The 11969-nt window shown below is 65.6% G+C and carries 14 protein-coding genes; 12 read left to right on the top strand and 2 right to left on the bottom strand.

Annotated features, from left to right (window positions below):
* The first annotated feature begins 56 nt into the window (after positions 1-56).
* The 6 genes from AB0M22_RS21195 (at position 57) to AB0M22_RS21170 (ending at position 6227) form a co-directional block, all read left to right on the top strand.
* Entirely contained in the window at positions 57-680 is a 624-nt protein-coding gene (locus AB0M22_RS21195; protein WP_364729187.1) for a TetR family transcriptional regulator, read from the top strand.
* On the top strand, positions 643-1392 hold the full coding sequence (locus tag AB0M22_RS21190; RefSeq protein WP_364729184.1) for an ABC transporter ATP-binding protein: 750 nt from the start codon (positions 643-645) through the stop codon (positions 1390-1392). Before AB0M22_RS21195 ends, AB0M22_RS21190 begins: the two co-directional genes overlap by 38 nt.
* Positions 1389-3755, top strand: a complete 2367-nt coding sequence (locus tag AB0M22_RS21185; RefSeq protein ID WP_364729181.1) for an FtsX-like permease family protein — start codon at positions 1389-1391, stop codon at positions 3753-3755. Before AB0M22_RS21190 ends, AB0M22_RS21185 begins: the two co-directional genes overlap by 4 nt.
* 43 nt (positions 3756-3798) lie before the next feature.
* On the top strand, positions 3799-4287 hold the full coding sequence (locus AB0M22_RS21180) for a nitroreductase family deazaflavin-dependent oxidoreductase (RefSeq protein WP_364729176.1): 489 nt from the start codon (positions 3799-3801) through the stop codon (positions 4285-4287).
* 96 nt (positions 4288-4383) lie between these two features.
* Positions 4384-5250, top strand: coding sequence for a hypothetical protein (locus AB0M22_RS21175; RefSeq protein WP_364729173.1), 867 nt, complete (start codon positions 4384-4386; stop codon positions 5248-5250).
* Between the two features lie 179 nt (positions 5251-5429).
* Positions 5430-6227 (top strand): SAM-dependent methyltransferase, encoded by a 798-nt coding sequence (locus tag AB0M22_RS21170; RefSeq protein WP_364729170.1) that lies wholly within the window; start codon positions 5430-5432, stop codon positions 6225-6227.
* Between the two features lie 64 nt (positions 6228-6291).
* On the opposite strand, the gene AB0M22_RS21165 is transcribed toward AB0M22_RS21170, so the two are convergent.
* Positions 6292-6843: a MarR family transcriptional regulator gene (locus AB0M22_RS21165; protein WP_364729167.1), complete on the bottom strand. Its 552-nt coding sequence runs from the start codon at positions 6841-6843 to the stop codon at positions 6292-6294.
* On the opposite strand from AB0M22_RS21165, the gene AB0M22_RS21160 reads away from it, so the two are divergent.
* Positions 6842-7759 (top strand): ABC transporter ATP-binding protein, encoded by a 918-nt coding sequence (locus tag AB0M22_RS21160; RefSeq protein WP_364729164.1) that lies wholly within the window; start codon positions 6842-6844, stop codon positions 7757-7759. The two genes, AB0M22_RS21165 and AB0M22_RS21160, sit on opposite strands and share 2 nt — an antisense overlap.
* Before the next feature lie 43 nt (positions 7760-7802).
* Positions 7803-8591 carry an ABC transporter permease subunit gene (locus AB0M22_RS21155; RefSeq protein WP_364729161.1) on the top strand — a complete coding sequence of 263 codons (789 nt, stop codon included), beginning with the start codon at positions 7803-7805 and terminating at the stop codon, positions 8589-8591.
* A gap of 225 nt (positions 8592-8816) precedes the next feature.
* Here the strand turns inward: AB0M22_RS21155 and AB0M22_RS21150 are convergent, their stop codons facing one another.
* Positions 8817-9437 carry a disulfide bond formation protein DsbA gene (locus tag AB0M22_RS21150; RefSeq protein ID WP_364729158.1) on the bottom strand — a complete coding sequence of 207 codons (621 nt, stop codon included), beginning with the start codon at positions 9435-9437 and terminating at the stop codon, positions 8817-8819.
* An 84-nt stretch (positions 9438-9521) separates the two neighbouring features.
* On the opposite strand from AB0M22_RS21150, the gene AB0M22_RS21145 reads away from it, so the two are divergent.
* From AB0M22_RS21145 to AB0M22_RS21130, 4 genes are all read left to right on the top strand, one after another.
* Positions 9522-9791 carry a metal-sensitive transcriptional regulator gene (locus tag AB0M22_RS21145; protein ID WP_364729155.1) on the top strand — a complete coding sequence of 90 codons (270 nt, stop codon included), beginning with the start codon at positions 9522-9524 and terminating at the stop codon, positions 9789-9791.
* 45 nt (positions 9792-9836) lie between these two features.
* Positions 9837-10244 (top strand): DUF302 domain-containing protein, encoded by a 408-nt coding sequence (locus AB0M22_RS21140; protein ID WP_364729152.1) that lies wholly within the window; start codon positions 9837-9839, stop codon positions 10242-10244.
* Between the two features lie 535 nt (positions 10245-10779).
* Positions 10780-11400: a TetR/AcrR family transcriptional regulator gene (locus AB0M22_RS21135; RefSeq protein ID WP_364729149.1), complete on the top strand. Its 621-nt coding sequence runs from the start codon at positions 10780-10782 to the stop codon at positions 11398-11400.
* 203 nt (positions 11401-11603) lie between these two features.
* Positions 11604-11846 (top strand): hypothetical protein, encoded by a 243-nt coding sequence (locus tag AB0M22_RS21130; protein WP_364729146.1) that lies wholly within the window; start codon positions 11604-11606, stop codon positions 11844-11846.
* The last annotated feature ends 123 nt before the right edge of the window (positions 11847-11969 follow it).

Raw genomic sequence — 11969 nt, 5'->3', positions numbered from 1 at the left:
TGGGATTGGGTGAACGCCCAAGGCGATCGACCAATACCGGTCGGGCAGGAGGATCCGTGGTCACGGCGGCCGAGCAGGGTGAGGAAACGCGTGCCAGGTTGATGGCGGCGGCGGTCGAGTTGATCGCCGAGCACGGCTGGGGTGCGGTGACCACCCGGATGGTCGCCGAGCGCGCAGCCGTCCGCCCGGGACTGGTCCATTACCACTTCTCCTCGGTGACCGACTTGCTCATCGACGCCTCGTTGCAGATGGCTCGCATCGAGTACGACAGTGTGATGGCGGGCGTGCTCGCGCTGTCGGGTCCGGCCGCGATGACCCAGATGCTCACCGCGATCGGCTCCTACACCGGGACCGACACCGCGACGGTGGCGATGAGCGAGATGATGCTGGCCGCCACTCGGCACTCGCGACTGCGAACAGAGCTGGGCCACTTCGTCGCTCGCGCCCGCGCCGCGATGACCGCGTGGTTCCGCGAGCAAGGCGCCGCCGACCCCGAGGCCACCGCGGCGGTGGTGCTCGCGCTCATCGACGGCCTGATCCTGCACCGGATGATCGATCCCGGCTTGGGCGCGGTGGAGGTGACCGGCCCGCTGCTGCGCGCGGCGGGGCTGACCGAAAGTCCCTACAGCGAAGGACATTCCAGTGATCGAACACAGCAAGGCGAACGCTCCGGCGAATGACCGGCCGCGCGGCGGCATCCGCCTGCACGGCGTCGGCAAGACCTATGGCGAGGGCGAGGCCGCGGTGCACGCCCTCACCGGGGTCGACCTCGACATCGCGCCGGGCGAACTGGTCGCGATACTCGGCGCGAGCGGGTCGGGTAAGACCACGCTGCTCAACATCATCGGTGGCATCGAACCCGCCGACACCGGTTCGATAATCGTTGCGGGTCAAGATATCTCGGCCACGAAGCCGACCGCGCTCGGCGCGTTCCGGCGCGACCACGTCGGTTTCGTCTTTCAGTTCTTCAATCTCATACCGAGCCTGACCGCACGGGAAAACGTCGAGGTAATCATAGAATTGACCGGTCGCGGCGACCGGCGGCGAGTGTCCGAGTTGCTGGCTGCGGTCGGCCTGGCCGATCGGGCCGATCACTTCCCCGCCCAGCTGTCGGGCGGGCAACAGCAGCGCGTGTCGATCGCGCGCGCACTGGCGACCGACCCGGATCTGCTGCTTGCCGACGAACCAACCGGCGCACTGGATGTCGCCACCGGCCGCAGTGTGCTGGAGCTACTGCAACGCACCAGCCGGGCCGGGCGCGGCGTGGTGATGGTGACCCACAACGAGGCCGCGGCCGAGATCGCCGACCGTGTCATCCGAATGCGCGACGGCCGCGTCGTCTCCGCGGAGATCAACGCCGATCCCGTCGACGCCGCGACCATCCGGTGGTGATCGCCGTGTTCATGGTGTCGAATCACGTGCTGTCCAAGAAGATTCTGCGCGACCTGCGCAGGCGCACCGCGCAGGTCGCCGCGATCGCCGCAACCGTGCTACTCGGTGTGCTGCTGTTCGTCGCCAGCTATGACTCGTTCCGTAACCTCGAGACCTCCTACCAGCGCACCTACGATCGACTGCACCTGGCCGACTTCGCCGCTACCGGAGGCGATCCCGCGACCATCGCGGCAGCGGTGGGCGGCGCGGACGGCGTCGCGCAGGTAGCCACCCGCACTCAGGCGGACGTCCCGTTCTCGATCGGGGAGACCAAGCTACTCGGACGAGTGGTCGGGTTGCCGCGGCCTGGCACATCGAATGTCAACGAAATCCAGCTGACCGCAGGGCAATTACCGGATCCAGCACATCCGGATCAGGTCGTCGTCGAGCAGCACGCCGCCGACACCTTCCACCTCCAAACCGGTGACCGACTGCAGATCTTCGACGGCACCCGCTGGCACACCGTCACCATCTCCGGTGTCGCCCGATCCGCGGAATACCTGTGGCCCGCTCGCAACCGCCAAGAAGCCCTCGGCGATCCACACGCCTTCGCCGTCGCCTTCGCACCACAACCCGAGGCACTACAACTCACCGGAGCACCGCGGCCCAATCAAACGCTGGTCGAAATGTCGCACACCGCAACGCAAGCCGAGCGCGACAAGGTAGCGGTGTTACTGCGCTCAGCCGGCGCACTGGATATCGCAACGCAGGCCGAGCAGCCCTCGAACGCCATCCTGCACGAAGACCTCAACGGCTTCGCCGAACTCGCGATCGGATTCCCTGCTCTGTTCCTGGCCGCTGCGGCCATCGCCGAATATGTGCTGATCACACGTCTGGTGCAGTCCGAACGCCCGATCATCGGCACCCTGCTGGCGATGGGTGCCCGGCGACGCCGCGTGGTCGGGCACTACGTCAACTATGGCGTCGGCATCGCCGCCGTCGGCGCGATACTCGGGGTCCTCGGCGGTTTCGTCGCCACCTCCGTGATCACCTCCGCCTATACCTCTGCACTCGGCATTCCCGACACCGTCGTCGACCACCGAATCCCCACCGCCCTCATCGGATTCGCACTCGGCCTGCTCACCGGGCTCATCGCCGGTCTGGCGCCGGCCGTTGCTGCGGCCCGGCTCGCACCCGCCGAGGCGATGCGTGGCGACGCCGCCCGCCCTGCCAAGACGGGCCTACTCACCCGCTGGTCCGCACGGTGGCATCGCCTGCCGGTGACAGCGAGAATGGCGTTGCGGTCGCTGACCCGAGGCCGCCGCCGCACGATCGCGACCATGGTCGGCACCGTGCTCTCGCTGACCCTGATCCTCGCCTCGGTCGGCATGCTCAACAGCATGCGCAGCGTTCTCGACATCCAGTTCCATCAGATCGAACGCGAAGACGCCACCGTGTACCTCTCCCCCGGCGCCGAAGATCTGGCCACCCGGCTGCGCGCGCTGCCCGGCGTTACCGCTGTCGAGCAGGCGACCTCGACCCCGGTCACGGTCAGTGCGGGTGATCGGTCCTACTCGACGACGCTCAACGGACTCGTCGCGGACACCACGATGCATGGCTTCCGCACTCCGGACAGCGAGACCCGGGCGCTGCCCGCCGACGGTATTCTCGCCGGTGCGCCGCTGGCCGACCGGCTCGGCATCGCGGTGGGCGACACCGTCACCGTCACCCCGGCGTTCGGCAGCCCGGTTCAGCAGCGAGTGGCCGGCTTCGTCGACGAGCCACTCGGTACCTTCCTTTACGCCACCGACACCACCGTGAACCGCCTCAGCGGGCTGGGGCTGCACGGCGATCTGGTCCGGTTCGCCACCGGCGCCGACCACGACGCCCTGCGCGCGAGCATCACTTCGCTGCCCGGCGTTGTCGCCTACACCGACACTCACGCACTGGAAGATCAGGCAGGCCAATTCCTCGGCCTGTTCTGGGTTTTCATCCTCGTGATGCTGATCCTCGGCGCGACGCTCGCGTTCACCGTCATCTACGTGACGATGACCGTCAATCTCGCCGAACGCACCACCGAACTGGCGACACTGCGCGCGGCGGGCGTGCCGGTTCGCCGGCTCACCGCCGCGCTGGCCATCGAGAACCTCGCCGCGACACTGCTCGCCGTGCCACTCGGACTGGCCGCGGGAATCGCGGCGGCATGGGCGTTTCTCCGCTCGTTCGACAGCGACATGTTCAGCCTTCATCTGTCGCTCGGCGTGGTACCGCCGCTGCTCGCCGTCGCCGCGGTACTGGCGGCCGCCGCACTTTCGCAACTACCGGCGGTGCGCCTCGTCGAACGCATCGATATCGCGCGCGTTGTCCGGGAGCGAGCCCAATGACCGCGCGGGACCGACCCGATCAACCCATTGAAGGAGAGAAGAAATGCCAACAAGAAATTTGACGACCAAGCTCGGTGCCCGTGCATTGCGCACTCGATGGCTGGTTCGCGCGCCGATCTGGTTGTATCGGGCTGGGCTCGGTTTCCTCTTCGGTTCGCGCATGTTGATGCTGCGACACATCGGGCGAAAGTCGGGTAACGCCAGGTATGTGGTGCTCGAGGTGGTCGACCGGCCTACCCCCGACCAGTACGTCATCGTGTCCGGGTTCGGCACGAAAGCCCAGTGGTACCGCAACATTCAAACGAATCCACAAGTCCAGATCTCCACTGGCACGACACGGCACCGGCCCGCGATCGCGACGCCGATGACCGGCGACGAATCCGCGACCGCGCTCGCGCACTACATCCGCGACCATCCGATCGCCTGGGAAAAGTTGCGGGCCACCATCGAGCAAGCGACCGGCAAGCCCGTCGACGCGCTACCGATGGTGCGCTTGCAGGTGCGAGTCCCACATCACAACTCGGCACCCTGACGCTGAAAGTCAGGCGTACACCTGCGAAAATAATCACCCTCCGTGCGTCTTGGCCTTCATCTCGGCGCACAACGACACAGGCAGGGAAGAGTCGCGATGGGCCCGATCGGCCGCACGGTTCGCAATACAGCGGTGGCCGTGCTGCTGATTGTGGCGGCCTGCGGGACCGACGACCATCCCGAACAAACTCCGTCCGCAACGGCGAGCACCGTGCCGCTGACCGTGGTCCCCGCGGCCGACTACACCTTCCCGACGCAGTGGGCCGGCGACTACACCTTCCGCTGGAGTGCCGCGGACGGCCTCGATCTGACCACCCCGGACGCACAGGTGGTCCGGGCCTTCGCCGAAAGCAAGCGCCTGGCGATGTCGGTCGGCAACAGATTGGCCTACCCCGGGTACGCCACAGCGGTGTCCGCGGTCGACTGGTTGACCGCTCCCGACGGTGGCGCCTATCCCCCCGGCGCCGAGCAAGGCACGTGGAATCTGCGGTGGGACGGCACCTTCCTTGCCCGAATCATGCGGCTCCAGACCACCGGCCGTGGATTCACCGCCGCCTACTGCTTGGACTACACCAATGTCGCGGACTCGATCGACGGTGGCACGCACTACCGCTGGAACAGACCCGGCGCCCGGGGCGAGCCGCGGCGTGGCTGGTTGATCGGATTCACCGCGGAAACCCTCCCCGACGGCCGCCACCGGCGATCCGCGACCTTCCCGCTTGCTTCGGGGCAGCCACCGCATCGCGCGCCGCGCTACAACGTGTTCAGCGGCGTGGCCATCACCGAGGTCTGGGGGCCGACGCCACACGATGCCGACACCATGTCCTTGGTCGACGAGTGCACGGCATGGACTCGCGCCAACCCGCAGACGAACCCGGTCGGCATCGACAGCGCCGAGCGTCGGATTCCCGCCGATCCGCCGCCCACCCCGGACGATCCGTTTCCCGGCTGGCCGGAATCGTAAAGGCGAACATAAACGCCTATACAACCCTATCTATATCATGAATTACATTGCGCAACAGCCTATAACAACCGCCGTGGCGCGGTCATCGTCAATCATCGCAATCGTGCGCGAAATACCGACGGCGTGACTACCCTTGCCCCGGAACGATTCCGGCACATAGACCAGGCAGAGGATGAGTAATGACGGGTCCTGATTCCACGGAGATCGATCAGAGCAAGCCGAGCATCTCCCGCGTCTACGACGCCCTGCTCGGCGGACAGGACAACTTTCCTATCGATCGCGATGTCGTGGAACACTTGCGGCAAACCATGCCTCAGGTCGACGATATCGCCAGACTGAACCGCGCAGCGCTCGGTCGCGGCGTGCGCTACCTCGCGGGCGAAGCCGGGCTCCGGCAGTTTCTCGACCTCGGCGCGGGCTTGCCGACCATGGAGAACACCCATCAGGTCGCCCAAGCGCTGCAGCCCGACGCCCGAGTCGTCTACGTCGACAAGGATCCGATGGTCCGCTCGCATGGGCAGGCACTACTGAAGGACCACGACCAGGCTCGAGTGATCACCGCCGACCTGCGAACCCCTGAGGACGTTCTCACTCACCCGGATGTACAGCAGGTGATCGACTTCGGCGAGCCGGTCGCCGTCATGCTCGTCGGCGTACTGCATCACATGCACGACGACGAAGACCCCGAGGGCATCGTCGACGCCTACATGAACGCGGTGCCCGCAGGCAGCTATCTGTTCATCACCCACTTCATCGACACCGGCGCCGAAGCGCGGGAACTCGAGAAGTCGTTCCTGGACTTCCTCGGCACCGGCCGATTCCGGACCCACGACGAAATCCTGCGCCTGTTCCGGGGTTTCGAGCTGATCGAGCCCGGACTGACGCCACTGCCGCAATGGCGACCCGACGGCGCCACACCCAGCGAACTGACACTGATCGAACAACTGATCGTCGGCGCAATCGCCCGCAAACCCTGATCGATGACGGCAACGACATCGCCGCCGGCCTCCGTGACGTAGCTCGGAGGCCGGCGGCGGTCGATCAGCCGAGGTGGTTCACCTTGTATTGCTGCCGCCATTTCTCGATGAGCGGCAACACTTCTCGTTCCATATACCGGTAGAAATCCTGCATCTCGTGCAGGCGGCCGGCGGTGACCGACCCGTCCCGCACCGCATCGAGCCCGTCCTGAGCCGCCGCGCGCATCACCGCGTACATCGTGTTCTGCTGCGACATCAGCGTTGCCCAGGCACCATTCACGAACCGGAAGTGATCACGGCGACTCCCCGGCGCCGGCACTCGCTCGATCAGCCCGTTCTGGATCAGCTGTTTGAGCGCGGTCGAGGCCGCGCCGGTGCTGATAGTCAGCTGCTCGCACAGATCCGCGGCGGTCATCGTTTCCTGCTCGGTATAGAGCAGTGCGGTCATCACCCGGGCGGTTGCCTTCTGCATGCCGCCCTGCGCCAGGATCAAGGCCAGCTTCTCGGCCGCATCGCGGAGTTGCTGCGTGGAGTCCATGTAGCCAGACATTACCCGATGACTTCCAATACTTTGAATCTTCACAAATCTCTGAAACTTCGATAGATTCTGAGTCATGCAGAACGCTATCGAGATCCGCGACCTCACCAAGACCTACGGCACCAGGCGCGGATTGGACGGCCTGGTTCTCGACGTCCGCGCCGGCGAAGTGTTCGGCTATCTGGGCCCCAACGGGGCGGGTAAGTCGACAACCATCCGGCTATTACTGGACCTGATCCGTCCCACCCGCGGTACAGCCAGCGTGCTCGGACTCGAGCCGCGGCACGACGGGACCGAGTTGCGGCGGCGCGTGGGATATCTGGCCGGGGACTTCGTCGTCGATGGACGCCAGCAAGTCCGGGAATGCCTGCGCTACCTGGCCGCACTGCGCGGCGGAGTGCCCTGGCCACGCATCGACGAGCTCACCGACCGGCTCGGACTCGAGCCTAACTCGACCATCAAGAGCCTCTCGAAAGGCAACCGGCAGAAAGTCGGCTTGGTGCAGGCATTCATGCACACCCCCGAGCTGCTGATCCTCGACGAACCCAGCTCCGGGCTCGACCCGCTGCTGCAGCAGACCTTTCTCGACCTGGTGCGCGAGGCCGCCGAGAACGGCCAGACCGTGTTCATGTCCAGCCACATCATGGACGAGGTCGAAGCCGTCGCCGACCGCATCGCCATCCTGCGCGACGGCAGGCTCGTCGCCCTCGACGCCGTCGCCGATCTGCGCGCGTCGGCGGTGCGCCGCATCGAGATCGAGTTCGCCGACCCGGTGACCATCGAACAATTCCGCGCGCTGCCCGGCATCACCGAACCGACCCTGGACGACACTCGAACCATCCTGCGCGCCAAGGTGATCGGCACACCCGACGCGATCATCAAGGCCGCCGCACACCACCGGGTCACCTCGCTGCGGACCCGCGAACCCCACCTCGACGAGATCTTCCACGCGCAATACACCGGAGACGAAGCCCCCGCGCTACCCGTCGCGTGAACCCGCGACCTACCGACCACACCACGACAAGGAATCGATCGAGATGACCCTCACCATCCTGACCAAAACCCTGCGCGACAGCCGCCGCGCACTGATCGGCTGGACCGCGGGAATCACCGTGGCCGCCGTCATGTACGCGAGCTTCTACCCGCAAATGGCGAAAACCGGTGGGCAACAAGTACAGAACGTCCCCGAAGGACTGCGCGAGGCACTGCGCATGGACGATATCGCCTCGGCCCCCGGCTATTTGGGATCGACGGTATTCGGCTTGATCGTGCCGCTGCTCGCCATGTTCTTCGGCGCGGCCACCGGCGCCCGTGCCACCGCCGCAGACGAGGAATCGGGCACCCTGGACTTGCTGATGTCCTACCCGATCACCCGAACTTCCCTGATATTGCAGCGTTTCGGCGCATTGGTCGCCGCCGCCACCGGGATCACCGTATTCCTCTGGCTGGGCATGCTCGCCATCCGCGGCAGCGCCGAACTCACCACGATCAGCCCCGCCGAGTTCGCCGCACAATGCCTCAACGTCGCACTGCTCGCGGTGGTTTTCGGTGCACTCGCCGTCGGGCTGGGCGCGGCGTTCGGCCGCCGCGCCATCGTATTCGCGGCCACCGCGGTCGTCGGCGTACTCGCCTACGCCGCCCACACCTTCGCCGGGCAGCTCGGCCTGGACTGGATCGCCTACTTATCCCCGTTCCACTACTACCTCGACGGCGAACCGCTGCGTTACGGTTTCCAGTCGGTGAATATTGTTGTACTCCTGGTTGTTTCGGCGATTCTCGTCGCCGCGGGAACCTACCGGTTCAACCACCGAGATCTCGGCGCCTGACCGCAGGCCGACGCCTGGCGAGCAGAACTATGCGTGCCACTCCGAACATTGATTGCCGGCATGGTCATTTCTTTCGGGGACGCCACCACGGCGCGCGCGAGTCGGGTGCCGCATGGCCTGGGCACCATTGTCCAGGTGCGACGGTGGCCCGGACGCGGTCGATGTGGGCGCCGCAACCGGACCAGGTGGTTTTGCCGCAGGTGCGGCATCGGACGGGTGCGCACATCAGTGTGCTGCCTCGGTGGTGCGCTCGATGTTCGGGGAACCGTGGTAGGGGCGTTGCAGGGCGGCGAATCCGGGCGTGGTCGCGGCGGTGACGATCGCCTCGAGCAGCGCCGTACCGTGGTGCGCGCCAGGGTTTTCGGTCAGGACAGGGCCATTGAAGCCGTGCCCGTCGACGACGATGATCGGGCTGCCGCCGCTCCCACCTAGAGCATCCTGGCCGGCTCGGTGCGCTGCCGTCACCGCGGCGTCGAGCCCGGCATCGTCCAGACTGTGCGACAGTGCCGGGTCCAGCCCGGCTGCGACGAGTGATGCGGTGAGGGCGTCGGTGTCGAAGCCGCCACGGTGTACGTGCAATCTCGTCCCGACCTCGTCGTACAGGCGATTGAACGCGCCCTGACCGGCGGTGTCCGCGGACGCGGCAAACACTCTGCCGAGTCGGCGTGACCGGTCGATCATCGGCCGGTGGTCGGCGTCGACGTCGCGGCCTTCGTTGAGCACGGCCAGGCTCATCTGCCGCAGCCGTACCTTGTGCGGTCCGCCTTCGGCTGCGGCGAGCAGCCACCGGGAGGTCACCCACGCGAACGGGCAAACCGGATCGAGGTACAGGTCGATTTCGGCCATCAACGGACTCCTTGTCGTAGCGGGGGTTCCCGCCAATAATACCCCGGGGGGTATATTGGGCGGAGATTCGAGAAAGGCACATCGATGATCGGCGACGACGACGCAATCGCCCAGATACTCCACCGGCTGCGACGCGCACAAGGCCAGCTCACCGGAGTCATCTCCATGATCGAGGACGGCCGTGACTGCAAGGACGTCGTCACCCAACTGGCGGCCGTCTCCAAGGCCCTCGACCGCGCCGGATTCAAAATCGTCGCCACCGGGCTGCGCCAATGTCTCACCGACACCCCCGAGGGTGAGCGCGCACCCATGACCATCGACGAACTGGAAAAACTCTTCCTCTCCCTGGCCTGACCCAACACGCCGCCGGACCGTCAACCTCCCGGATCGGAACACACCGTGGACCTAGCCCTGTCGACCACCCTGCACACCACCTTCGACGACGCGATCGAACGCACCCGCACCGCGTTGGCCGACCAAGGATTCGGCATCCTCACCGACATCGACATGCGCGCCACCCTCAAAGCCAAACTCGGCCACGACATGGAGGACTACCGCATCCTTGGCGCCTGCAACCCGCCCTTGGCCCACCGCGCCGTCGACATCAACCGCCAGATCGGACTCCTGCTGCCCTGCAATGTCGTGGTCCGCCGCGACCCCACCGATCCCGACACCATCATCGTCGAAGCTATGAATCCCCAACTCATGGTCCAGGTCACCGACCAACCCGCGCTCAACCCGGTCGCCGACGATGCCGCCGCCCGCCTACGCGCCACCCTGGCCGCACTTGACTCGACCCGAACCTGACCGCGCTACGGGTACTGACCACCCCCAACCACAAGGCGACCACACAACCTGACAACACACCCTATTCGGCAAGATCTCGCATTGAGAAGCGCGGCCAGCCAGCCAATTTGGACACGCGACAAACGTGGGCTACGCGGCAGAGGCGGACGTTGAGCGGGTGGCGAGACCGGCACTGCCGAGAAGGTGACCTACCCGACACCTCCTCGGCAGCTCGTATCCGAACTGGCACACGCCGTGATCGCGGGCACTGCGCGCACCACAACGATATTCGCTACCGGCGGCTGCACGGATGGGTCAGGCTGGCTTGCCGGCTCGACAACCGCCCGAACTCGACCTTCAAGCCGTGCACAGCAGCTGCCGCGCTGTATGTGTCCGTGCAGCTCACGCCGCACAGAGTCACCAACGGCCGCAGCAGAATCTTCCGCATCGACGAATCCACTCCTCTGTGGCGAATCGCACTTTCGGGTCGAGTGACCCGAAACATAGTGACGGAAGTTACAGGTCGACCGACCCGTTTGTCTATAGTCGGGAGATCATGCCGCACTCAGCCACGCCGCGCTGCACCCAACTGCAACGGCGCGAAACCACTCGAAACGCCCTGATCCAAGCCGTGTTCACCGTGATCAAGGACGAGGGGTATGCCGCAGCCAGCACCCGTCGGATAGCCGCCGTCGCGGGGTCGTCGCTGGGCGCGATGAACTACCACTTCTCGACCAGGCACGAACTGATCGCCGAGGCGTTCGATGAGATCTTCGGGCGAGCTACAGCCGAGTTCCAGGAGTCGGTGCGACAGCTCGAGGCCGAGGGAGAAGGCGGAATCGGCGCGATACTCGACTCCTTGTGGGCACTGTGGCGCACCGACATCTTCGCGGTGTGGGCGCACCTGTGGGTCGCCGCGACCGGTGACCCCGAGCTCTACGACGTGCTCACCCCAGTCGAAAGCCGCCTGACAAAATCCATCGGTACCCACCTGGCCACCTTCGCGCCAGCGGGCATCGACCCGAAAATTTGGATTCGCCGGAGCTCGCTGGCGGTCGACGCGATGCGCGGGCTGGCGTTCATCCAGCACTTCGAACCCACCGGCGGCACCCGCCGCCGCGACCGGTGGCCCGACACCCGAGCCGAACTCATCGAACTGCTCAACAGGCCTAACTAACGACACTCCAGACGTGCAGACACGGGTGTCGGGTCATCAAGCATCATTTCCGACGGGCAGGCACTTGCACCAACTGTTGCTGGTCGACCGATCAGGGGAACCGGTGCTGGCGTTTCGCGAGAGGCCAGTTACATCGATTCCCTCTGACCGCTTGTCCAGCAATGCATCTCGGGAGTTGAAAGCCAAACGTACGCACGCGGCCGATGGTGATGCCTTCGAAATCCTTTCCGCTACTCGGCCTGGACTGCAATAATCGTTGCGGGGGAGCCGATCTGATGAGCGAAGGTGTTCCGATGGGTAATGATCCAGCCGACGACGAGAACGAACCGGTCACTGGCGCCGAACCTGAAGAAGATGCTCAGGAACCCGAGCAGCGGACGCCGCCGCCCCGCGTAGGCGCGATTCCCGACTCGGTGGTGTTCGTTCAGCCACCTCCTGTCACCTAGGCCGAACAGAGCCAGGCAGCTCGAGGAACTGAATTTCGCTGTCCGGAATCTTTCCGATACCTCAGTGTCGAGGCCGGGGTTCGCAGATTACCGGGATGGACTGTTGATGTGGGGAACCATCCA

It is taken from the genome of Nocardia sp. NPDC051756 (genome assembly GCF_040681495.1).
GTDB lineage: Bacteria > Actinomycetota > Actinomycetes > Mycobacteriales > Mycobacteriaceae > Nocardia.
This window is presented reverse-complemented; position numbering and strand designations above follow the sequence as displayed.